Source organism: Cupriavidus sp. 291-E7, assembly GCF_057798835.1.
Genome location: NZ_JBYOJV010000023.1, coordinates 51,586 through 75,196, shown reverse-complemented (window position 1 = coordinate 75,196; position 23,611 = coordinate 51,586). Strand labels below are relative to the sequence as shown.

General features: G+C 65.8%; 22 protein-coding genes. 12 read left to right on the top strand and 10 right to left on the bottom strand.

The window, feature by feature from the left end:
- Window positions 1-72: 72 nt before the first annotated feature.
- Window positions 73-2,520, top strand: a complete 2,448-nt coding sequence (locus AC3FLX_RS28795) for a penicillin-binding protein 1A (protein ID WP_488700742.1) — start codon at window positions 73-75, stop codon at window positions 2,518-2,520.
- 41 nt (window positions 2,521-2,561) lie between these two features.
- On the opposite strand, the gene AC3FLX_RS28790 is transcribed toward AC3FLX_RS28795, so the two are convergent.
- From AC3FLX_RS28790 to AC3FLX_RS28780, 3 genes are all read right to left on the bottom strand, one after another.
- Window positions 2,562-3,353, bottom strand: a complete 792-nt coding sequence (locus AC3FLX_RS28790; RefSeq protein ID WP_488700741.1) for an EAL domain-containing protein — start codon at window positions 3,351-3,353, stop codon at window positions 2,562-2,564.
- A 146-nt stretch (window positions 3,354-3,499) separates the two neighbouring features.
- On the bottom strand, window positions 3,500-4,792 hold the full coding sequence (locus AC3FLX_RS28785; RefSeq protein ID WP_488700740.1) for a DUF1501 domain-containing protein: 1,293 nt from the start codon (window positions 4,790-4,792) through the stop codon (window positions 3,500-3,502).
- Window positions 4,793-4,802: 10 nt separating this feature from the next.
- Window positions 4,803-6,398, bottom strand: coding sequence for a DUF1800 domain-containing protein (locus AC3FLX_RS28780; RefSeq protein WP_488700739.1), 1,596 nt, complete (start codon window positions 6,396-6,398; stop codon window positions 4,803-4,805).
- Between the two features lie 221 nt (window positions 6,399-6,619).
- Here AC3FLX_RS28780 and AC3FLX_RS28775 point away from each other — a divergent pair, with 221 nt between their 5' ends.
- The 11 genes from AC3FLX_RS28775 to AC3FLX_RS28725 all read left to right on the top strand — a co-directional run bounded on the left by AC3FLX_RS28775 (window position 6,620) and on the right by AC3FLX_RS28725 (window position 18,185).
- Window positions 6,620-7,006, top strand: a complete 387-nt coding sequence (locus AC3FLX_RS28775) for a nuclear transport factor 2 family protein (RefSeq protein ID WP_488700738.1) — start codon at window positions 6,620-6,622, stop codon at window positions 7,004-7,006.
- 180 nt (window positions 7,007-7,186) lie between these two features.
- Window positions 7,187-8,275 (top strand): substrate-binding domain-containing protein, encoded by a 1,089-nt coding sequence (locus tag AC3FLX_RS28770; protein ID WP_488700737.1) that lies wholly within the window; start codon window positions 7,187-7,189, stop codon window positions 8,273-8,275.
- Between the two features lie 46 nt (window positions 8,276-8,321).
- Window positions 8,322-9,344, top strand: a complete 1,023-nt coding sequence (locus AC3FLX_RS28765; RefSeq protein ID WP_488700736.1) for an ABC transporter substrate-binding protein — start codon at window positions 8,322-8,324, stop codon at window positions 9,342-9,344.
- 23 nt (window positions 9,345-9,367) lie between these two features.
- On the top strand, window positions 9,368-10,186 hold the full coding sequence (locus AC3FLX_RS28760; RefSeq protein ID WP_488700735.1) for an ABC transporter permease: 819 nt from the start codon (window positions 9,368-9,370) through the stop codon (window positions 10,184-10,186).
- 10 nt (window positions 10,187-10,196) lie between these two features.
- Complete coding sequence (locus tag AC3FLX_RS28755) at window positions 10,197-11,096, top strand: ABC transporter permease (protein ID WP_488700734.1); 900 nt, start codon at window positions 10,197-10,199, stop codon at window positions 11,094-11,096.
- Window positions 11,089-12,147, top strand: coding sequence for an ABC transporter ATP-binding protein (locus tag AC3FLX_RS28750; protein ID WP_488700733.1), 1,059 nt, complete (start codon window positions 11,089-11,091; stop codon window positions 12,145-12,147). The genes AC3FLX_RS28755 and AC3FLX_RS28750 overlap by 8 nt, the downstream gene beginning before the upstream one ends.
- Window positions 12,144-12,998 (top strand): phosphodiesterase, encoded by an 855-nt coding sequence (locus AC3FLX_RS28745; protein WP_488700732.1) that lies wholly within the window; start codon window positions 12,144-12,146, stop codon window positions 12,996-12,998. Before AC3FLX_RS28750 ends, AC3FLX_RS28745 begins: the two co-directional genes overlap by 4 nt.
- 132 nt (window positions 12,999-13,130) lie before the next feature.
- On the top strand, window positions 13,131-13,826 hold the full coding sequence (pepE, locus tag AC3FLX_RS28740; protein WP_488700731.1) for a dipeptidase PepE: 696 nt from the start codon (window positions 13,131-13,133) through the stop codon (window positions 13,824-13,826).
- 269 nt (window positions 13,827-14,095) lie between these two features.
- Window positions 14,096-14,749 (top strand): response regulator, encoded by a 654-nt coding sequence (locus tag AC3FLX_RS28735; protein ID WP_488700730.1) that lies wholly within the window; start codon window positions 14,096-14,098, stop codon window positions 14,747-14,749.
- Between the two features lie 27 nt (window positions 14,750-14,776).
- Entirely contained in the window at window positions 14,777-16,576 is a 1,800-nt protein-coding gene (locus tag AC3FLX_RS28730) for an ATP-binding response regulator (RefSeq protein WP_488700729.1), read from the top strand.
- A gap of 157 nt (window positions 16,577-16,733) precedes the next feature.
- Window positions 16,734-18,185 (top strand): aldehyde dehydrogenase family protein, encoded by a 1,452-nt coding sequence (locus AC3FLX_RS28725; RefSeq protein ID WP_488700727.1) that lies wholly within the window; start codon window positions 16,734-16,736, stop codon window positions 18,183-18,185.
- 85 nt (window positions 18,186-18,270) lie between these two features.
- Here the strand turns inward: AC3FLX_RS28725 and AC3FLX_RS28720 are convergent, their stop codons facing one another.
- The 7 genes from AC3FLX_RS28720 to AC3FLX_RS28690 form a co-directional block, all read right to left on the bottom strand.
- Entirely contained in the window at window positions 18,271-18,438 is a 168-nt protein-coding gene (locus tag AC3FLX_RS28720; RefSeq protein WP_488700725.1) for a hypothetical protein, read from the bottom strand.
- A gap of 288 nt (window positions 18,439-18,726) precedes the next feature.
- Window positions 18,727-19,842, bottom strand: a complete 1,116-nt coding sequence (locus AC3FLX_RS28715; RefSeq protein WP_488700723.1) for an NADH:flavin oxidoreductase/NADH oxidase — start codon at window positions 19,840-19,842, stop codon at window positions 18,727-18,729.
- Window positions 19,843-20,031: 189 nt separating this feature from the next.
- Window positions 20,032-20,670, bottom strand: coding sequence for a CDP-alcohol phosphatidyltransferase family protein (locus AC3FLX_RS28710; protein ID WP_488700722.1), 639 nt, complete (start codon window positions 20,668-20,670; stop codon window positions 20,032-20,034).
- Between the two features lie 24 nt (window positions 20,671-20,694).
- Window positions 20,695-20,985: an antibiotic biosynthesis monooxygenase family protein gene (locus AC3FLX_RS28705; RefSeq protein WP_488700721.1), complete on the bottom strand. Its 291-nt coding sequence runs from the start codon at window positions 20,983-20,985 to the stop codon at window positions 20,695-20,697.
- 86 nt (window positions 20,986-21,071) lie between these two features.
- Window positions 21,072-21,533 (bottom strand): DUF2127 domain-containing protein, encoded by a 462-nt coding sequence (locus AC3FLX_RS28700; RefSeq protein WP_488700765.1) that lies wholly within the window; start codon window positions 21,531-21,533, stop codon window positions 21,072-21,074.
- A 41-nt stretch (window positions 21,534-21,574) separates the two neighbouring features.
- On the bottom strand, window positions 21,575-21,970 hold the full coding sequence (locus AC3FLX_RS28695; RefSeq protein ID WP_488700719.1) for a hypothetical protein: 396 nt from the start codon (window positions 21,968-21,970) through the stop codon (window positions 21,575-21,577).
- A gap of 147 nt (window positions 21,971-22,117) precedes the next feature.
- Window positions 22,118-23,602 (bottom strand): efflux transporter outer membrane subunit, encoded by a 1,485-nt coding sequence (locus AC3FLX_RS28690; protein WP_488700718.1) that lies wholly within the window; start codon window positions 23,600-23,602, stop codon window positions 22,118-22,120.
- Window positions 23,603-23,611 lie beyond the last annotated feature (9 nt).

The window sequence follows — 23,611 nt, the reverse complement described above, 5'->3', positions numbered from 1 at the left end:
CATTTTGGTAGGATGCACACTTTTCTGTGAACGGCATTTGACAGGTCCGTGACGGCGCGCGCCGGACCTGCCATGCCTGCGTCAATGCTGGATTCCTACAAGACTTACATCGCCCCCCGGCTTGCCCTGCTCAGACAGCGTCTGCGCCGCCCCAGCCGACGCACCGTCCTGCTGGCCCTGGCCGCCCTGCCCGCGCTGTTCCTGCTCTATATCCTGCTGCTGATTCCGTTCACGCCCGGCATCAGCGATATCCGCAAGGCCAAGTCCGAGCAGCCGGCGCAGGTCCTGTCGGCGGACGGCAAGGAACTGGCCGTCTACCGCTGGGCCAACCGCGACTGGGTCAAGCTGTCCGATATCTCGCCAAACGTCGTCAACGCGCTGATCGCCACCGAGGATCACCGCTTCTACCAGCACTTCGGGCTGGACTGGCGCCGCACCGCATCGGCCGCACTGCACACGTTTTCGGGTGATCGCCAGGGCGGGTCCACCATCACCCAGCAGCTGGCGCGCAATCGCTACCCTGACGAGATCGGCCGGGCGCCCACGCTGACGCGCAAGCTCAAGGAAGCCATCACCGCACTGAAGATCGAGGCGCTCTATTCCAAGGACGAGATTCTTGAGACCTACCTCAATACGGTGCCATTCCTGTACAACGCGTTCGGCATCGAGATGGCCGCGCGCACGTACTTCGACAAGCCGGCGGACAAGCTCGATGTACTGGAAGCGGCCACACTGATCGGCATGCTCAAGGGCAACAGCTACTACAACCCGGTGCTGAACCCCCAGCGCGCGCTGGAGCGGCGCAATATCGTGCTGGCGCAGATGGTCAAGCGCGGCAAACTCGACGCCAACCGGTATGAAGCCCTGCAGAAGCGGCCGCTGCGCATCGATTTCGAGCGCCAGATCGAGGAACCCGGCCCCGCCGCGCACTTTGCGCAGCAGCTCCGCAAGTGGCTGATCGCGTGGGCGGACCGCAATGATTACAACCTGTACACCGACGGTCTGGTCGTTCATACGACCATCGATTCGCGCCTGCAGGCCATCGCCAACCTGACCCTGGCGCGCCAGGCCAACCAGTTGCAGTCGATTGCCAACGCCGCATGGGCGCCGCGCGCGGGCTGGGCCGAAAGCCGCGGACTGGTGCAGCAATTCGTGCGGGAAACGCCGGAATACCGTGCCGCCGTGGCCGCTGGCCAGCCCGACGCCGATGTGCTGAACCATCTGATGCGTGACAACGCATTCATGCAGGCGCTGCGCCAGAGCAAGACGCGAGTGCAGGCGGGCTTCATGGCGCTCGACCCCGCCACCGGCGAGATCCGCGCGTGGGTGGGCAGCCGCGACTTCACCGTGGACGCGTTCGACCACGTGGCACAGGCGCGACGCCAGCCGGGTTCCACTTTCAAGCCGTTTGTCTATGGCGCCGCGTTCGCGCGCGGACAAAGCCCGGACGAAACGTTCATCGACCAGCCCGTGGAAATGAAACTCGCCGGCGGCGAGATCTGGCGCCCGACCGATGAATCGGCGGCCACGGGACGAGCCATGAGCCTGCGCGACGGCCTGGTCTATTCGAAGAACACGATCACCGCGCAACTGGTGCAGACCGTGGGCGCCGATCGCGTGGCGCGCCTGGCTCGCGCGATGGGCGTGCGCGACAGCAAGCTCGACGAAGTGCCGTCGCTTGCGCTGGGCACCAGCCCGGTTACGCTCAAGGAAATGGTGAGTGCCTACGGCACCATCGCCAACGGCGGCCAGTACATCGCCCCGTCCATGATCACCCGCATCACCGATCGCGAGGGCAACGTGCTGGCCACCTTCCGCCCCGCTTCGCCCGAACGCGCGCTGTCCGCCACCGCCAACGAAACGCTGCTCGATGTCATGCGCGACGTAGTGGACCGCGGCACTGGCACGGCCATCCGCACCCGCTATGGCATTCGCGCCGATGTGGCCGGCAAGACCGGCACGACGCAGGACAATGCCGACGGCTGGTTCATCCTGATGCATCCGCAACTGGTGGCTGGCGCCTGGGTGGGATTCAACGACAGCCGCGTGACGCTGCGTAGCGATTACTGGGGCCAGGGCGCCCACAGCGCGCTGCCGATCGTTGGAGACTTCTATCAGCGCGCCTTGCGTGCGCGCATCGTCGATTCCCGCGCGCGGTTTGCGGAAGTCGATGAGAAGACCTGGTATTCCGGTCTGACCGATACGGTGCGCGGCTGGTACCAGAAGCTGTTTGCATCGAACAAAAAGGACGATGCCGTGCCCACGCCGCGTCCGGCACCACGCCGGCCGGTGCTGCCTACCGCCGACGCCGACGCCGACGCCGATGCCATGCCGCCAGCGTCGGCACCGGCTGCTACTGCGGACAACGGCATGGCGCTCGATCCGGGCGAAGTCGTGGAAGCCGCGCCGTCTGGCGGCCATGAGTCCGATGCATCGAGCAACGCGACGCCGTTGCCGGTCGAGCCCGCACCGATGCCGTCTTCCGCTCCTGCTTCAGCGTCAGCGCCCGCAGCGCTCTGAGCGCCTGGCCCTGAACTGACTTTCGCCGGCTACGTCGCCAGCTACTTCGCCAGCCTGAGCCGTCCGCGATGCAACGCGCGCAGCGATGCGTCCGACAATATCAGCGGAGGTTCCGGTGAAGGGCGTGCCAGCAGATATCCCTGAGCAAAGTCGATGCCCAGATCGCGGCAGACGATCAGATCCTCTTCGCGTTCGATACCTTCGGCAATCAGCCGCGTACCCGATGTCTGGGCGAGCTTGCACAGCGCCTGCAACGCCTCGCGCTGGAACGGTGACGACGCCACGCCGTCGATGATGACGCGGGCAATCTTCACGTAGTCGGGCTTCAGCGCAATCCACTGCCCAAGGCTGGCATGGCCGGTGCCGTAGTCGTCCAGCGCAAACTGCGCGCCACGGCTGCGAATCGAGAATACGGCCTTGGCCAGAGATTCGAGCGATCCCAGCGGGGCCTGCTCGGTCAGTTCCAGCACGATGCGGTCCGACGGCAGCCCCTGCGCCTGCAGGAATTCGCGTACGTCGTCGCGCGTGTCCTCGATATTGCGTAGGGAATCGGCGCTGTAGTTGAGGAATAGCTTGCCTGGCAGGCGAGCGTCCATGAACGCGGCGATCGAGATGCGCGCGGCCAGCCGCTCCATCTGGATGTGCTTGCCAACACACGCCGCTTCCGCGAACAGTGCGATGGGGCTTTCCAGCGGCGTGCCCGCGGGGCCGCGAATCAGCGCCTCATACCCGAAGATTTCGCCCGTGACGAGCGAGCCAATCGGCTGAAAAACCGGCCGTAGCAATCGGTGTTCGAGGCAATCGGCAATGGATGGCGTCAGGGGTCGCGACAAGGCTTGCACTCAAACTGGCTAGGAATCGTTTTGTACGAATCATGCTGTGGGCAGATGCCACTCCCACTGCTGAAGTATCGGCACCGCCCGCCACGACTTGAGTAATACAGCGTACTGCTTTGGGAGGGTAGCGCCCCCGATTCCCGCTACACCAGCCCGATGTCATTTGCCCGGCTGCCCGGAAAAACCTGGGCCAGGCGGCTATCGTCCAATGCATAGAGCCTGCGAAACAGGCCGCCCAGCACGGCGCGATAGTCGTTCAGGACGGGGTAATCACGATTCTGGTTCAGCGTTGATGGCGCAACCGCGACCTGTTCGCCGACGATTCGTCCGCCCCGCACATTGCCGCCCGCCACCCAGTAGACGGTGCCGTGGCCGTGGTCGGTACCACGCGTGCCATTCTCGCGGAACGTGCGTCCGAACTCGGAGATCGCCACCACCGTGGTATCGCGCCACGCCGGTCCCATTTCCTCGGCAAACCCCGCAATGCCACGGCCGAGATTGTCGAGCAGGCTGGCCAGTTGCCCCTGTGCGCCGCCCTCGTTGACGTGCGTGTCCCAGCCGCCGACATCGATAAAACCAAGATTGAACTTGTCGCGCATCAGCCCTGCCATGCGGCGTGCTTCCTGCTCGAAACCCCTTGCACTAAGCGCTCGGCGACTGGCCGCCTGCATTTCCTGCATGCGGCCGGCCACGGTATCGCCTTTGGCCGTTTGCATCGCCGCCTCATGCCGGCGCATGGCTTCCGCCTGCTCCGCCACGGTCTGGCGCAGGTCGAAACCTTCCGCAATCAGTGACTCGAAGCGCGTGCCCTTGTACATCTGCGCCAGTGCCTGCGTCTGACGCGCATCGAACGGCGTACGGGCATTGCCCTTCAGCGAAACATTGGGCACGTTGACCGTACCGGCCAACACCATTGGCAATCCATCGGTAAAAGCCACCGGCGCGGCCTGGCCGCCCATGACCTGCGTCAGGCGATTCAGGAACCCGCTGCCCTGCGGTACGCCGCTGGCGTGCCCATCGCCGGCCAGCCCTGCCTCGATTCCGTCTTGCGTTTCGAAATGGCTGCGCGACATGTCGCTGGTACCCGCGAACGGCACGAACGCAAGCTGCTGGCGCTGCCACATCGGCAGCATCGTGGCGCCCAGCGCGGGATGCAGCGCCCACCCGTCCACGGCCAGTGTCAGCGCCGCGGCCGGGTCGGGTGCACCGCCTTCGGGTACCGGCGGCCGGATCGCGATATTGGGGCGCGACGCGCGATAGAAATCGTTGCCGGCGGGCACCAGCACGTTGGCGGCATCGTAGCCGCCACGCAGAAACACCAGCAGGAAGCGCGCATCGGCCTGCGCCGGCAGCGCAAACACGCGCGATGTCATGGCGGGCAGCGCCAGCGCAATGCCCGCGCCGCCCATGCTCTTCAACCAGTGGCGTCGATTCATGATCTTGCCCCTATCGTTGCATCCATTCCGGCGAACTCAGCAGCACGGCGTTCCACTCCTGCTGCGAGCCGGCCTGCGATAGCGCCTGGCGCGTGGCGGGTCCCAGCGTGCCTTCGATGGCGTTGTAGAACATGCGGCTATTTGGCATCGGGAATCCACGCTGCGCCGACGGCTGCCCGCTTTCGTCCGAAAACAGGCCCGCCGGCCCGCTGCCGATCGTGCGCGCAATCTCGAAACGCTTTACCAGTTGACCCGAGCTGGCCCACGCGCTCTCCGTCAGCGGATAGCCGTCGGGCGCCACATGGCCGTATAGCGGCTCACCAAGCTGGTTCAGCCAGTTGATCATCGGACGCAGGTTCGATACAGGCCGCCCGTCGTACGCCAGACGCATTGACGACACCACGAACACCATCGGGTCCTTGAACTTGCGCGCGCCATCGGCCGCGGCCTGATCGAACCAGTGCGACAGGAACATCGTCCGCAGGACCGCGCCGATATCGCCATCGGTACGGGTGAACGTGGCGGCCATCTGCTCCACAAGCTGCGGCGGCGGATTATCGGTCACGAAGTAGGTGGCGAGCTTCGTGGAGACGAAACGCGCCGTGGCAGGTTCGCGCGCCAGGATCGATACGGCCTGTTCCACCTCGGCAAACCCGCGTGGTTCGATGGCTTGACCCAGCAGCGTCTTCGGCCCGAAATCGTGCCGGTTCGGATTGAATTCGAACAGTCCGTCGCTGCGATACAAGGCCGCGCGCGCCGGTGCAAGCCGTGGCGGCTCGCCGCGCGCGTTGATGCCCAGCCCGGTCAGCACGCGCGCCAGTTCCTGCACGTCCTGCTGGGTGTAACGCGACCCGCTCGGGCCACCCGCCACGCCCAGCGTATGCAGTTCCATCAGTTCGCGCGCGTAGTTTTCGTTGATGCGGTTGGCGGCGCTCTGTGCGTTGTCCAGGTATTCGAGCATGGCCGGCGACGTCACCGTGGCCATCAGCAGATCGCGGAATTTGCCCAGCGCATGGGGACGGATGGCGCGCGCCTCGAAGTCCGCCAGTGCATACCGGACCTGCCCCTTGCCGGCATAGACGTTGAAATGATTCATCCAGAACCAAGTCATCTGCTCGCGCAGTTGCGCCGGCGAATACAGCGCGCGCAGCAGATGGCGGCGGCCGGTATCGATCACGAGTTCGCGGCCTTGCCGGTTCAGTGCCTCGCGCGCCTGCTGCTTTTCTGTATCGTCGGGCAGCGTCTGAATGCGCTGGCGCTCGGCGCGCAAGGCCTGCGTGCGCTGCAGCGCATCACTCTGGCTCACCGGCAACGCTGCGATGACCTCGGCCAGCTGGGGCGGATCGGCCTGCGGCATCTTCAGCTGTTCTTCGAGGTAACGCTGGCGGCCAACGGCCTGCAGGTGCTGCGCGCTGGCCTGGTCCGCGCCGAAACTGACCGTGTTCAGCCAGCGCAGGTCCGTCACCGAAAGCTTGCCCGGCAGCGCCGCTTCATGCGTCGCCGTTGACGCACAGGCGGCCAGCAAGGCTGCCGTCGTCCCAGCCAGGGCCACCAGCCCCAGAGCGCGAGCGCGCCACCATTGCAAGCCAGACCGTCGGTCGTTCATGAGCGCCCTTTCCTATTCTGCGATGGCATTACCGGAATGCCGGTTTGACGTTCGGCGCGCCAGTTGGTTGACCGCGCGTGCGCCCGAGTCTGTTACGAAGATTTTCCCGCCCGGGCGCCAGACGATCCGACAAACCATTTTGCATACAATTTACGGATACAATGACGTGCCGCCACGGCCACCGGCGGCTCGCCGCCCAACAGAACCAGAGGAAGACAACCATGACCAATCACGCTGTCACATCGCAGCATGTTCCCGCCCTGCAACCGCTTGAGCACTACCTGGACGCCCATCGCACGGGCAAGGCCGAGTACATCTTCCAGGCGTTCCATCCCGATGCCCGGATCATTTCGTTCCGGGACGGTCAGCTTTTTTCGCTGACCGTGGAAGAGTTCTCGAAGCGCTTTCAAGGCCAGCCACAACCTGACGAAGCCCAGCGCCGCCGTCATATCGCCAGCTTCGACGTCGTGGGCAATGCCGCCACGGCCAAGATCGTCCTCGACTATCCCGAAGTGACGTTCACCGACTATATGAATCTGCTGCAGATCGACGGCGTGTGGAAGATCGCCAACAAGACGTTCAGCGCGGCGCCCAAGACCGCAAAGTAAGCCCTCCTCCGCGCTGTCATCGTCCGGTCACATACCCTCGTGAGAATACGCGGCGATGACAGGCGCGGGAGCCTGCGGCGCCAAATTGCGGCACCGCAGCGCACTTATTCCTTGACGCCTGATTTTTCGGCGCTTCAATGAAAACGTTTTCATGTGAAGTGCTTTATCGGAGAGGAATCGATGCCACCCACCCGTCGTGCCGCACCGCAGCCCCGCCTGGCTTCCGCCGAACCTGGCCAGGGCGTGACACTGGCCGACGTGGCGCTGGCCGCCAAGGTGTCGCTGGCCACGGCGTCGCGGGTGTTCAGCCACCCCCAGCTAGTGCGCGAAGCCACGGCGCAGCGGGTGCATGAAGCCGCACGGCGGCTGTCGTTCCGCCCCAACCTGCTCGGCGCCAAACTGCGCGCCCAACGCACGCGCATCATCGGCGTGATGCTCCCCACGCTGGACAACGCGGTATTCGCCGAATGCTGGCGTGGCATTGAAGAGTCGGCCATGACGGCAGGCTACTCCCTGATGCTGGTCACGAGCAACTACGAGCCGGCCCGCGAGGGCGAGCGCATCGAATATTTGTTGCGCCACCGCGTTGACGGTCTGGTGCTGACCGTGGCCGATGCCGGCGACAGCACCGTGCTGGACCAGCTCGACCGCGAGTCCGTGCCCTATGTCCTGGCCTACAACCAGGTCTCGCATGAAGCTGCCGAGCATGGCCGGCATTCGGTGTCCGTGGACAACCGCACCAGCGCCTGCGAAGGCGTCAACGCGCTGATTGCCGCGGGCCATCGGCGCATCGTCGTGGTATCGGGCGCCTTCACGGCATCCGACCGCGCGCGGCAGCGCTTTGCCGGCTACGCCGATGCCATGCGCGCGCACGGCCTGCCGGTGCTGGACCCGGTCAACCTGCCCTCCCATACCGCCAGCAACGCGGCACAGATCCGTACGTTGATGGCCCGCGACGAGGCCCCCACCGCGTTCTTCTGCACCAACGATTTGCTGGCCATCGGCGTGATCTCGGACCTCAAGCGTCTGGGGCTGCGCGTGCCACGCGACGTATCGGTGCTGGGCTACGACGGTATCGCGCTGGGCGCGCTCGTGGAGCCGCCCCTGGCCACCGTCATCCAGCCCAACGCCGACATCGGCACGCAGGCCATCGCGCAACTGCTGCAGCGGCTGGCCGTGGGTTCCGCCGGTGGCGATGGCAACGCCACGCTGCTGCCGCACGCCATACGTATCGAGGGCACCGTCAGTGCGCCCGCAAAGCCTGCCTGACCCAACCAACCGTTTCACCCAACCGACCTCAACCAGGGAGCCTTTCATGCCGAAGCAATCCTTCTGGCGCCGTCCGCTGCGCTGGCTGGCCATCACCGCAACCTTTGCCGCCTTCAGCCAGGGCGTGGCCGCGCAGACCGCCATCTGCTACAACTGCCCGCCCGAATGGGCTGACTGGGCCGCGCAAATCCGTGCGATCAAGGAAAAGACCGGCGTGACCGTGCCGTTCGACAACAAGAACTCGGGCCAGTCGCTGGCGCAACTGGTGGCGGAGAAAGCCAGCCCGGTGGCCGACGTCACCTACCTGGGCGTGACGTTCGGCATCCAGGCCAAGACCGACGGCGTGACGCAGCCGTACAAGCCGGCCCACTGGGGCGACATTCCCGACGGCCTGAAAGATCCGCAAGGCAACTGGTTCGCCATTCACTCGGGCACGCTCGGCTTCATGGTCAATGTCGATGCGCTGCGCGGCAAACCCGTGCCGCAGTCGTGGGCCGACCTGCTCAAGCCCGAATACAAGGGTCTGGTGGGCTACCTCGATCCTGCCAGCGCATTCGTCGGCTATGTCGGCGCCGTGGCCGTGAACCAGGCAATGGGCGGATCGCTGGACAACTTCAGCCCGGCCTTCAAGTTCTTCCGCGACCTGCAGAAGAACCAGCCGATCGTGCCCAAGCAGACGGCCTATGCGCGCGTGCTGTCCGGTGAAATCCCGATCCTGCTCGACTACGACTTCAACGCCTATCGGGCCAAATACAAGGACCGCGCCAACGTGGCCTTCGTGATCCCGAAGGAAGGCACGCTCGTGGTGCCGTACGTGATGAGCCTGGTCAACAACGCCCCGCACGCGAACGAAGGCCGTAAGGTGCTGGACTTCGTGCTGTCCGACCAGGGCCAGGCGCTGTGGGCCAACGCCTACCTGCGTCCGGTGCGCAATGTGCCGATGCCGGCCGAGGTGCAGTCGCGCTTTCTGCCCGCAGCAGAGTACGCCCGCGCCAAGCCGGTGGACTTCGGCAAGATGGCCCAGGTGCAGAAGGCATTCAGCGACCAGTACCTGAAGGAAGTCCGCTAAGCCAACCGGCCGAGCCAGCAACGATGACCCAACGATCCCCGACCCTGTTCCTGTTCGCGCTGCCCGCGCTCGTCGTGTTCCTGGCGTTCTTTTGCCTGCCGATGGCACGGCTGATCGAAGTCAGCCTGACCGGCAAGGACGGCGCGGGGGTCTACGTCACCGTGCTCACCAGCGCGCGCTACCTGCACAGCCTGATGGTTACCGTGGTGCTGTCCGCGCTGGTGACCTTCGCCACGCTCGTGATCGCAGGTATCTCAGGCACCTTCCTGCAACGCCATCATGTGCCGGGCAAGCCGGTACTGGTGGCAATGCTGACGTTTCCGCTGGCGTTTCCGGGCGTGGTGATCGGCTTCATGGTCATCATGCTCGGCGGCCGCAACGGCCTGCTGGCCAGCATCGGCGACCTACTGACCGGCGAGCGCTGGACCTTTGCCTACGGTCTGGCCGGCCTGTTCGTCGGCTATCTGTATTTCTCGATTCCGCGCGTGATCCTGACCGTGATGGCCGCCGTGGAAAAGCTCGATCCCTCGCTGGAGGAAGCGGCCCGCTCGCTCGGTGCCAGCCCGTGGCGCGTGGTGCGCGACGTGATGCTGCCCGCGCTGATGCCCGCCATGCTGTCCAGCGGCGCGATCTGCTTTGCCACCAGCATGGGCGCATTCGGCACGGCATTCACGCTGGCCACGCAGCTCGATGTGCTGCCGCTGACGATCTACAACGAATTCACCAACTACGCCAACTTCGGCATGGCCGCCGCGCTCTCGATCCTGCTGGGCGCGGTCACATGGGCCCTGCTGGCGCTGGCGCGCTGGTACTCCGGCGACGCCGTCGCCGCGACAGCCTGAGGATTGCCGCATGCGCTCCGCCCAACCCCGCCGCGCCGGCTACTGGCTGCAACTGACACTGACCCTGCTGGTCTGCGCCTTCATGACCATCCCCGTCGTGCTGTCCGTGCTGGCCGGCCTGACGAACAATATCTTCGTCGGACTGTCGAGCGGGCTGACCACGCGCTGGCTTGAGGAAGTCTGGTCGCTCTATCGCAACACCATCTTCCTGTCGCTGGGCATCGCCCTGGCCTGCCTGGCCTGCACACTGGTGATCGGCGTGCCTGCCGCGTACTACATGGCACTGCGGCGCAACCGCGTGACCCGGCTGATTGAAGAACTGCTGATACTGCCCGTGGCGCTGCCCGGCCTGGCCACCGCGCTGGGCCTGATCCTGCTCTATGGCCGGTTCCAGGGCCTGCGCACGAGCTGGGTGTTCATCCTGATCGGCCACGTGGTGTTCACGCTGCCATTCATGGTGCGGGCGGTGCTGGCGATTCTTTCGGCCATCGACATCCGCACGCTCGAAGACGCGGCCGCCAGCCTGGGCGCCACGCGCATGCAGCGTTTCTTCACGGTGGTGCTGCCCAACTGCCGCCAGGGCATCCTGGCCGGCGCGCTGATGGTGGTGACGCTGTCGGTGGGCGAGTTCAACCTGACCTGGATGCTCCACACGCCCACCACGCAGACGCTGCCCGTGGGTCTGGCCGACAGCTATGCGTCGATGCGGCTCGAAATCGGGTCCGCGTACACGATCGTGTTCTTTGTGATGATCATCCCGCTGCTGGTGTTCATGCAGGCGCTGAGCGCGCTTGGTGCGCGCGCCCGCCGTCACGCATCGCGTGCCGATACCGCGCAGGACGACATTGCCGCCGCCCTGCGCCCAACCGCCCAACCTGCCTCAACCGTCGCCGGAAGCCGCCATGCATGAGCCCACCCCCATCCGCCTGCGCCAATGCGCCAAGACATTCGCAGACGGCACCCTGGCGCTGCAGCCGCTGGACCTTGATATCGGCGCCGCCGAAACCGTGGTGTTGCTCGGGCCATCGGGCTGCGGCAAGACCACCACGCTGCGCATCATCGCGGGGCTGGAAGCACCCGACGCCGGCGGCGAGGTCTGGTTTGGCGACACACGTGTCACGGACCAGCCGATCGAACAGCGCGGCGTGGGCATGGTGTTCCAGAACTACGCGCTGTTTCCGAACATGAGCGTGGCCGAGAACATCGCCTACGGGCTGCGCGTGCGCCGCGTGGACGGCAGGACACGCAAGCGCCGCGTGGATGAGATGCTGGCGATGATGCATCTGGAACCATTCGCGGATCGCCGCATCGATCAGCTATCCGGAGGACAGCGCCAGCGCGTGGCACTGGCACGTGCCATCGCGGTGCAGCCGCGCGTGCTGCTGCTGGACGAGCCGCTGACCGCGCTCGATGCCAAGCTGCGCGACGCGCTGCGTGCCGATATCAACCAGCTGCTGCGCAGCCTGCATATCACCGCCGTGTACGTCACGCACGACCAGGCCGAAGCGATGGCACTGGGCGACCGCATCATCGTGATGGACAAGGGGCGCATCGCGCAAAGTGGCACGCCGCAGGAAATCTATCGCGCGCCGGCCAACGCCTTCGTCGCCGACTTCATCGGCACCATGAACCATCTGCCCGGCACGGCCGAAGCCGGCCGGTGGCGCGTGCCCGGTGGCACGGTCCCGATGGGGCCGCCGGACGATGCGCCGATGTCACCAACGGCCCGCCTGATGTTCCGCCCCGAAGACGTCGCGCTCGTGCATGCCGATGACGCGCATGTGGAAGGCACCGTCGTCACGGCGCTGTTCCTGGGCAACCACACGCGGCTGCTGGTGGAAGTCGGCGCGGCCGCGCCACTGATCGTCGACACGGCGCGCCGCGACGCCTGGGCGGCCGGCACGCGCGTGGGACTGCGCATCGATACCCATCACCTGATCACGCTTCCGCAAGCCGCATGACCCTCGCACCTATCGCGCCCTATCTCGTAGCCCAACTGACCGACCTGCACATCAAGGCCGGCGGCAAGCTGTCCTATCGCATGGTGGACACCGCCGGCGCGCTGCACGCGGCCATCGACACGCTGCTGGACGCGCCGCAACTGCCCGATATCGTGGTGGTCACCGGCGATCTGGTCGACTTTGGCCACGAGCACGAATACCGTTTCCTGCGCGGCATCCTGCAGCGCCTGCCGATGCCCGTGAAGCTGCTGCCGGGAAATCACGACCATCGCACGTCGCTGCGCACCGTATTTCACGATCACGACTACCTGTTTGCCAACGGCGATGCCGAAAGCCCGGTGCATTACGCGATCGATGCGGGCCCGCTGCGGCTGGTTGGATTCGACTGCACCGTACCGGGCAAGCCGGGAGGCCGCGCCGAGCCGGATGGCCTGGCCTGGCTGGATGCCACGCTCGGCGCGGCGCCGGGACGGCCAACGCTGGTCATGCTGCACCATCCGCCGTTTCACACCGGTATCGGCCATATGGACGTCCAGGGGCTGGACAATGCCTCCGCCCTCGAAGCCGTGATCGCCCGCCATCCGCACGTCGAGCGGGTGATCTGCGGCCACCTGCACCGGCAGATCACGCGCCGTTTCGGTGGAACGATCGCCATGACGGCACCGGGCCCCGCGCATCAGGTGGCACTGGATCTGGCCCCGAACGCGGCCTCGTGCTTCCGCATGGAGCCGCCCGGCTACCTGCTGCACTGGTGGCACCCCGACCACGGTCTGGTCACCCATCTGGCGGCCATCGGCGATTACGGCGCACGGCATCCGTTCTTCGACGCCAACGGCAAACTGATCGACTGACGGCCTTTGCGCGCCTTTGCCGGTCTTTGCGGCCCTTTGCGCCGCATGGCAAGTGGCATTGCGGTACCATCTCCGGTTTCCTTCGATTCCCGGACCGATGTTCCGCCAGCCGGAACATCGCAGCACCCCGCTATGGACCTGCTTCTGCTCAGCAATTCAACTTCGGACGAGGGCTACCTCGTCCACGCCGCCCATGCCATCCAGGAACTGGCCGATGGGCGCACCGACGCCCTCTTCGTGCCTTACGCCGGGGTAACGCGCGATTGGGACAGCTATGCCGACCAGGTGCGCGATGCCTTTGCGCCCACCGGCATCGCGGTCAGGTCCCTGCATCGTGAAGCCGACGCGCTGGCCGCCGTCAACGCCGCCTCCCTGTTCGTGGTGGGCGGCGGCAATACCTTCCGGCTGCTGCAGGTGTTGCGCCAGCAGGGCCTGCTCGCGCCGATGGCCGCGCGGGTGCGCAGCGGCGCCGCGCGCTATATCGGCTGGAGCGCCGGCTCCAACCTGGCCACGCCGACGATCCGTACCACCAACGACATGCCCGTGGTGGACCCAGGCGGTTTCGATGCATTGAACCTGGTGCCATTCCAGATCAATCCGCACTACTACAACGTGGAAATCGAGGGCTTCCGAGGTGAAACGCGCGACCAGCGGCTCACGGAGTTCACCACGCTGTCGCCCGACACGCCCGTGCTGGGCTTGCCCGAAGGCGACTGGGTGCGCGTGTCCGGCGATCGGCACGTATTGCACGGCGCCCACGCCGCGCGCTGGTTCCTGGGCACCCGGACCTGGGACGTCCCTGCCGGCCCGTTGACCGTGCCGGCCTGAAGCTCGCCGCGCGGCAGGCAAAAAAATACCCGCAGCCGGGAGGAGCGGGTATGAGAAGTGGTATGGACAAGTCGCGGAATTCGTCCACGGGAAAATGCTGGCACCGCACCACTACGCTGCCAATAATCTTTCCGGACTACTTCTTATTTCCTCGGCATGGCCGATATACGGCAAATGGCGTCGCGCCCCCACAGCTGGCAATGGACAAGGCGCACGGAATCCAGTCCAATCGACCCCAATGCCGCCCCCCGCACATTGTGCGTTCCCTTATGCCGCGTGCCCGACTTCTGCTGATCGATGACCACACCCTGTTCCGCACGGGGCTGAAGCTGCTGCTGGCCGACAGTCCCAGCGTGGCGTCGATCATCGAGGCGGGGTCGGTCATGGAGGCCGTGGAAGCGCACGGCAGCCAGCCGGTGGATATCCTGCTGCTGGACATCCAGATGCCGGGCCTGAACGGCATCGAAGGCATCAAGGTATTGCGCCGTCACTTTGCCGCCGCGCGCATCGTGATCGTCTCCGGCACCTCCCACATCGATGCGATTCCGGCCGAGTCCCGCCGCGATATCGCCGGATTCCTGCCGAAATCGGCCGATGCGCTCGACATCGAGAAAGCCATCGCCAGTTGCCTGGCCGGCGGCACCCATTTTCCGGCGGACGCCTGCGGCTGCGGCATGGCGCCCGCAAACGGCGGCGCCGATGCCCCGGTCTACGAGCCAAGCCAGCTCACGCCGCGCCAGCTCGAAGTGCTGACGCAACTGAGTCTGGGAAGATCGAACAAGGTGATCGCCTACCACCTGGGCTTGTCCGAGAACACGGTCCGCGTGCACGTGGCTGCGATCCTGGACCACCTGGGCGTGGTCAGCCGCGTCGAGGCCATCCTCGAAGCGCAGCGCCGCGGGCTGGTGCAAACCCAGCGCTAAGCGCCACTAGCCCGCCCCGCCGCGATCATGGCGTTGCCCTTTCTCCCGCACTACGACGAACCGCGCCTGCTGTCGGCGCAAATGGAACTGATCGACCAGAGCTTCGGCATGGCCATGCTGGGCTGCGCGCTGGCCGCGATCATCCTGGGCACCGGCCTGAGCCTGACCGATGGCCACCCTGGCGCACTGCCCTGGGCCACGGCGATGATCGTGCTCTGCGCCATTGCCCACTTTGGCCGGCTGGCCATGCCCGACCGGCTGACCGAGGCACGCTCCGGCCTGTACGCGCGCGGCATGACGGCCATGCTGGTGCTGATCGGCGGCCTGTGGGGCCTGGCCGGCTGGCTCTATCTCGATATCCGGTCCCCGGCCCTGGTGATCTGCGTGCTGTCGCTGATCGCCGGCATGAGCGCGGCGGCACTGGCCGTGTTCTCGGCCTGCCTGCCCGTGGCGGTGGGGTTCTTCATCCCGGCGATCGTGCCGGTATGGGCGGTCTTCATCGCCACGCACGATATCGCCTATCTGCCGATGTTCCTGGGCACCCCGCTTTATCTCTTCGTGCTGATCGTGTTCGCCCGCAACTATTCGCGGATGGCACGCCACTCGCTGGCGCTGCGCTTTGAAAACGTGGAACTGATCTCGCAGCTGCGCGACCAGACCGCGCGCGCCGGCAAGGCTCAGCACGAGGCCGAGGAGGCCAATCGGGCCAAGTCGGTGTTCCTGGCATCGGCCAGCCATGACCTGCGCCAGCCGCTGCATGCGCTGGGGCTGTTCCTGGTGTCGCTGGCCCGCACGCCGCTCGATGCGCGGCAGCGCCAGTTGCTTGACCATATCGAGGCGTCGTCCGGCGCGGCACGCGAGATGCTGAACACGCTGCTCGATTTTTCCAAGCTCGACGCCGGCGTGGTCACGGCCAGCCCCCGGCCCTTCCGGTTGCAGCCGCTGCTGCACAAGCTGGAGAACGAATTCGCGCCCCAGGCCAATGCGCGCGGGCTGGTGTATCGCACCCGCGATACGACGGTCACGGTGTTTGGCGACCCCACGCTGGCCGAGCTGATCCTTCGGAACCTGATTGCCAACGCCATCCGCTACACGCACGCTGGCGGCGTGCTGGTGGCCTGCCGGGTGCGCCGCTTCCATGTGTCGATCGAGGTCTGGGACACCGGCATTGGCATCCCCATCACCCAGCACCGCGCGATCTTTCGGGAGTTCCATCAGCTCGGCAATCCCGAGCGCGACCAGCGCAAGGGACTGGGCCTGGGACTGGCCATCGTCGACGGCCTGGCGCGGACCATGCAAACATCGGTGACGCTGCGCTCCATACCCGATCGCGGCTCGGTGTTCCGGCTGCGCCTGCCTCTCGCCTGGACCGCTCCGGAGGAAGCGATCCAGCCCGGCGTGGCAATGCGGCTCGATGGCCTGCGCGTGCTGGTGATCGACGACGACCCCGCCATCCGTGAAGCAATGGCGGGCCTGCTGACGGTCTGGAACTGCTGGAGCCGCACCGCCGAGACCGAGGACGAAGCGCTGGGACTGATCGGCGATTTCACCCCGGATCTGATCCTGGCCGACCTCCGGCTGCGCGGTCATCGCACAGGGCTGGAAGCGATCGCCGCCATCCGCGAGCGCGTGGGGCGCGACCTGCCGGCCATCCTGATCACCGGCGACACCGCCGCCGACCAGCTACGCAATGTCCACGCCGGCGGCACCGCACTGCTGCACAAGCCAGTGGTGCCCGGCGAACTCCACGCCGCCATCAGCGCCCTGCTGCACGACCCCGAATACAGTGCCAATGAGGCACCTGAATGGAACCGCTCCGAACGATAAGCATGGCCCTCATTCATGCATGCATCGTATGAATGGATCATTCCTATTAATTGGACTTAGGTCTGACACCCGCCCACACTGCAAGGCAAAGCGGGCCTGATTCCACGGCCAACGCGCGTGTCATTCCAGAACCATGACCTAAGCGAGGAGCCTTTCCATGACCGCCTCACGTTCGGATCTGCCGAAACATGACCTGCTGATCGACGGCAAGCGCCTGCCGCCGGGCACCGGCGCGTACACCACCGACATCAACCCGGCCAACGAAGAACCGATCGCGCTGGTGGCCCAGGGGAGCGCCGCCGACGTCGACACGGCGGTCAAGGCGGCGCGCACGGCACTCAAGGGCTGGGCTGGCATGCGCGCGGCCGACCGCGGCCGCATCCTCTACCGCTTTGCCGACCTGCTCGAAGCCAATGCCGAGGAACTGGTGGCACTGGAAAGCCTGGACGCGGGCAAGCCGCTGGCCTCCGTGCGCCGGCAGGACATGCCGGCCGTGATCGATACCGTGCGCTATTACGCGGGCTGGTGCGACAAGATTCACGGCAGCGTGATTCCGGCCCGTCCCGACGCGCTGACCTACACGGTGCGCGAACCGGTTGGCGTGGTGGCGGCCATCGTGCCCTGGAATTTCCCGCTGATGATCGGCATGTGGAAGATTGCCCCGGCGCTGGCCTGCGGCTGCACGCTGATCGTGAAGCCCGCTGAAATCACGCCGCTGACGGCCCTGCGCGTGGCCGAACTGGCGCTGGAAGCCGGTGTGCCACCGGGCGTCTTCAACGTCGTCACGGGCAAGGGCAGCGTGGTGGGCAATGCCCTGGTGGCACACCCCGGGATCGACAAGGTGACCTTTACCGGGTCGCCCGGTGTCGGGCGCGGCATCATGCAGGGCGCGGCGGCCAATTTCAAGCGCGTGACGCTGGAACTGGGCGGCAAATCCGCCAACGTGATCTTTGCCGACGCCAACCTCGACGCTGCCACTCGTGCCGCGGCATCGGGCATCTTCTTCAACGCTGGCCAGGTGTGTTCCGCCGGCTCACGCATCCTGGCGCAGCGCCAGGTGTACGACGAAGTGGTGGAACGGCTGGCCGCACGCGCCAAGGCCGTTCGCGTGGGAGACCCCGCCGCACCCGATACGACGATGGGTCCGGTCGTCTCGGCCGCGCAGCTCAAGACCGTGCTCGACTACGTCGACATCGGCAAGCAGGAAGGCGCCAGCGCCGTGACAGGTGGCTTGCGCATCGGCGAGCGCGGCTTTTTCGTGGAACCCACCGTGTTTGCCAACGTCGCGCATGAAATGCGGATTTCGCAGGAGGAAATCTTCGGCCCGGTGGCCAGCGTGATTCCGTTCGACGATGAAGACGACGCGGTGCGCATTGCCAATGGCACCGCGTTCAGCCTGGCCGCAGGTGTGTGGAGTGCCGACATCCAGCGCGTGCACAAGGTGGCTGGCGAACTGCGCGCCGGCACCGTGTGGATCAACACCTATGGCTACACCGATGTACGCCTGCCGTGGGGAGGCTCGGGAGACTCGGGCCTGGGCCGCGAGCATGGCGACGCCGCCATCGAGAACTTCACGGAACCGAAGGCGATCTGGCTGTCACTGCGCTAGCGCCACGCCAGTGACACTGGCGCGAACTTCCACACCCCGCCCTGATGTGGCGGGGTTTTCGTTTGATGGCTGCGCGCGGAAAGCGTCAGCCGATCATGCGCATCGGCAGCAACGCATAGACGAGCGTGAGCACGCCAACGATGGCAGGCGACACGTACTTCAGCGCAAGACTCTGCGATTGCACGCCCAGATAGGCGTACATGCAGACCAATACCATCGCGCATGCAAAGACGAGGCCGTCATAGACTTGCATGGATGTCTCCCAGAGTGCGTTCTTCGACTACTTCTGTGATGACGGGCGTATTTGGGGGCGCCCGTGGTGCTGCCCACTGCAATCTATTTGCGCCGATGGTCGCGCCATCAAACGGGCGCGGCAATCATGGTAATCCCTTCGTTTCTGGCGTTTGATTGATGCTGCAGCGCGGGATCTACCGCGAATGGGACACCGCTTTGCGCGGCTGGGGATGTCAAGGAGGAAAACTGCCAATGTGGCTGTCCCCGTCCCGCAGGGGGGACGGGAGACGAAAACAACCGCTATGCGTTACCGCTGCCCGAAATGCGCGCTCCGGAACAACTGCTCCAGGCCGCGCGGCTGCGAACGCCAGTACTGCTTCGGTGCATCGACTTGCGCGCCCAGCTTGGCTGCCGCATGCCACGGCCAGCGCGGGTCATACAGCATGGCGCGGGCAATCGAGATCATGTCGGCCTCGTTGTTGGCGATGATCGCTTCGGCCTGTTCGGGTTCAGTGATCAGGCCGACTGCCAGCGTCGGCAGTCCTACCTCGGCCTTCACGCGCTGGGCATACGGCACCTGATAGCCCGGCCCGAGCTTGATGGCCTGCTGTGGCGATACGCCTCCGGTGCTCACATGCACAGCGGCGCAGCCACGCGCCTTCAATGCCTGCGACAGCGCGATCGTGCCATCGATGTCCCAGCCATTCGGCACCCAGTCCGTGGCTGACACGCGCATCCAGACGGGCCGGTCGGCCGGAAAGGCTTCGCGCACGGCGTCGAATACTTCCAGCGGAAAGCGCATGCGGTTTTCCAGGCTGCCGCCATATTCGTCGGTGCGATGATTGGCGATCGGCGACAGAAACTGATGCAACAGGTAGCCATGCGCGCCGTGCACTTCGATGCCGTCGACCCCCAGCCGCGCCGCGCGCTTTGCAGCGGCGACAAAATCATCGCGGACCTTGCGCAGGCCGGCTGCATCGAGCGCGACGGGAGGAACCTCTTCAGCAGCATGCGGCACGGCGGATGGCGCCACGGTTTGCCAACCAGTTGGCTCATCCGGGCGGATCTGCGCGCCGCCCTCCCACGGTGCACGGCTCGATGCCTTGCGGCCCGCGTGGCCCAGTTGCACCGCCACCGCAATCGGCGAGTACTTGCGTATGGCGTCGAGCACACGGCCCAACGCGGCTTCATTGGCATCGCTATAGAGACCAAGGTCGGCCGGCGAGATGCGGCCCTCCGGCGACACCGCCGTGGCCTCCACGATCATCAAGCCCGCACCGGACAGCGCCATGCTGCCAAGGTGGATCATGTGCCAGTCGGTGGCCGAGCCGTCCTCCGCCGAGTATTGGCACATCGGCGCGATGGCAATGCGGTTCGAGAGCGCAAGGTTGCCGATCTTGTACGGATCGAAGAGATGAGACATGGGGATATTCCTTGTGGTGCATCACGGATGCGGACAACGTCCCGACGATTGTAGTCGTCGCCGAAAAACCCCGTTGACCCTGCCTATGTCATGGAATATCGAATATCGCGCGTGAATCCATCGGCATTCTTCGCGCGTCTGCTCGCTGGCGAAGGCTTTCCACGCCGAATCAAAAGAATTCGAGAAGGCTTAGAACTTGGGAATCCGCAGCGTCTTGCTGATCATCAGGGACCCGCTCAGCACGAACAGCAGCACCAGGGGATGGAACGTGCCGGCACCGAGTTCGATCGCGCCGCCGGGCAGCGCATCGCCGATCAGGCCGCGCGATGCGCACCAGGCCAGAATGCCCGTCAGCACCACGCTGGTGGGAATCGGCGTGCCTTCGAAGTATTTGACCTTGCCTTGCGCCGAGCCTTCGGCCAGTGTCTCGGCCGTGACGTTGAAGCGCGCCAGCCGGCTGACGCCGCAGCAGACGAAGTAGATCAGCGCGGCCAGATCCCAGCCGCCGCGCATGCCGGCCGCGAAAGCCAGCGTGGCCGGGCCAACACCGAACGAGATGATGTCCGACAGCGAATCCAGTTCGCGGCCCAGCGCCGAATGGGCGTGGCGCCAGCGCGCGATGCTTCCGTCCAGCACATCGAAAATAAACGCGGCGGGCGCCAATGCCGCCGCGATGAAGAAATGCCTGAGCGAAGGGTCCGCGACGAAGTACATCGCGTAGAACACCGAGCCCATGCCGCACGCCGCATTGGCCAGCGTGAAGAAATCCGCCAACTGCAGGTCTCGCAGCATCGAAAAATGCCGGGGGCGCTGCTGAGGGGTGGACATGCGGCAGGCTCCTTCAGTTACCGGTCAAAGTACGGTATTGACGTGATGCACGGCGGGCGGCGCGGCAAAGCAGTCGCTGACGAGCTTGCGCCATTCCTGGAATTCGTCCGATTCGCGGAAATGGACCATGTGGTCTTCCACGGTCTCCCAGGCCACCACCAGCGCGTACTGCGACGGCTGCTCGATCGAGCGCTGCAGGTTCACGCCATGACAACCTCTGGAACGCAGGAACAGCGGCTTGGCCTTGGCCACATTGGCCTCGAACTGAGCTTCCATACCGGGCTTGATCGTGATCTGTGCAATTTCGTGAATCATGATGGGTCTTCTCTGGGTGGCTAGATATCGGTGCCTGTCTGACAGCGCGGCACGCGTTCTACCTTAGCAGATTTGCGCCGCGCGGCTTACTTCACCGTATGGCGCGCCAGGCTTTGCACCAGATATATGACCACCAGCGCATTGGCCACCGCCAGGCCGACATGCAGCCACGTGGGATGCCGCACGGCCTCGTACAGTTCCACCGGAATGTAGATGCCGCCCGACCATACGCCGAGCCAGTTGCCCCAGGCGCGCCCGTTCCACAGGCCATAGGCTTCGGCAAAGCGCATCAGCGCGTACACGGCGGCGGAGCCGCCAATCGCCCACAGGCGTCCATCCGATGGATGACTCAGCAGGGCCAGGAATACCTTGGGATAGTGGCTGGCGGGATTCAGGTGCAGGCGACCGACGATGGTCTCGGCAAGCGCCTGGGCGTCGTTATGCAGCAACGCCACCAGGCCCAGCCCGGCCAGAATCACCAGTGCGCCCTTGGCGGCCTCGAACAGGGCAATGCTTCTGAGTCCCAGTGCAGTACCGGCGTGCGCCATGACGAAATCGTGAAAGTCAGCGAAGTCGCCATTGTGCAACATCAGCGGCCCTGCCGCTCCACCATTGGTCCGTTGGCGTCGATACCACCGCCGGCTTCGAGCGGGCCGTTCACGGTCAGCGGGCCATCGACATAGAGGTCGCCGTGTACCACCATCGATCCGTTCACGGTCAGCGGACCGTGAAAGACCTTGAGCAAGCCGCGTTCGGACGGCGACGGGTAACCACGGCCCGGCGACGCGAACCACGCCGCTGTCAGCGGGCCATTGGCGTAGACGTTGCCGTCAACGCTGAGCGTGCCATTGATCGTGGCCGGTCCTTTCACGCGGGCGGAGCCGCCCACGGCGATGGAGCCGGTAATGGACTGCGCGGGGCAGACCACGGGCAGCAAGGAGCCGAGCAGGACAACTGCCGCGGCCATCCGGCGAAGGTTTGGCATATCGGCCCTCCCCAAAACAAAACCGGCGCGATGGTTCCAGTGTAGAAGCCTGGAATCATCGCGCCAGCGTTGAATGGTGACCGATTGTGTTTACACCCTCCTCCGCTGCACGGCAGAGCGCGCCGTGCAATGGAAGATGAACCAGCCTCAGTTCTTTGCCACGGCCTCCGGCAACGGACCCCAGCCACCGCCAAGGCTGCGCACCAGCGACACCGTCGCCGCGGCGCGCAGGCCGGCCACCGCGTTGGCATCGCGCTGCGACTGCAGCACCGTGCGGTCCGCATCGATCACCGTCAGGTAGTCGACGGCGCCGGCATCGTAGCGGCTGCGCGAGATGCGCTGTGCCCGCTTGGCACCGGCCAGGGCGCCATCGAGCGCCGTGGCCTGCTGGCTGAGCCAGCGCACGTCGGCCAGGCTGTCCTCTACTTCGCGGAAGGCCACCAGAACGGTCTGCTGGTAACGCGCCACGCTCTCTTCGTGCGCGGCGCGGGCGCCGGCCAGATTCGAGCTGTTGCGGCCACCGTCGAACACGGTCTGCGCCACCGTGGTACCCACCAATGGGCCGAGCATCCACGTGCGCGACGACCACTTGAACAGGTTCGACAGATCCGACGACTCGAAACCGAACAGCGCCGTCAGCGAGATGCGCGGGAAGAACGCCGCCTTGGCAATGCCGATGCGCGCATTGGCCGCCGCCATCTGGCGTTCCGCCGCCGCGATATCGGGACGACGTTCCAGCAGTTCCGACGGCAGTCCCGCCGGCACCGCCACCGGCGCCGTATCGAACGGCCTGGCGGCCAGTCCGAACTGCGACGGCGCCACGCCGGTCAGCACGGCCAGCGCGTGCTCCTGATTGGCGCGCCGGCGTTCGATGCCCGCCAGATCGGCGCGCGCGGTCCCCAGTTCCGATTCGGCACGAGCCGGGTCCAGGTCGGTCGTCTCGCCCGCTTCATAACGCTTGCGCAGCAGCGACAGCGAATCCTCGCGCAACTTGATCGTCGCGTTGAGCAGTTCGCGGTCACTATCGAGCGTGCGCAGTGCGAAGTAGGCTTGCGCCGTGTCGGCCTGCAGCGCGAGCTGCACCGAGCGGTACAGATCCTCGGCGCCCTTCTCTTCGGCACGGGCCGCGTTCACGCTGCTGGCCACGCGGCCGAACAGGTCCAGCTCGTAGTTGGCAAACAGGCGCGCCTTGTACACGGTCTGCGGCGAGACGCGCGTGCCATCGGGCAACCCTTGCGAAGCGGCCGACGGCTGCGTGCGCGTGGGATCGAAGCCCGCGCTCAGTTGCGGGTACATGTCCGCCTCGGTGGCGCCCGTGAACGCCCGCGCCTGCTTCAGGCGGGCCGCCGCTGCGGCCAGGTCCTGGTTGTGCGCGTTCGCGGCTTCGATCAGGCGGGCCAGCTCGGCGTCGCCGAACACCTTCCACCAGTCGCCGCGCTGCTGGCCTTCGGCCGGCGTGGCGGTCTTCCACTGCGCGCCTTCGGTGGCAGCCGCGTCGGCTTCCTTGAAGGTTGCGGCGGTGGGCGTCTCGGGCACCTTGTAGGTCGGTGCCAGCGAGCAGCCCGCCAGCACCAGCGCGGCGGCCAGGGCGCCAAGCTTGGGCAGGTACTGCTTCATCACGATGTTGTTCATGTCTTTCAC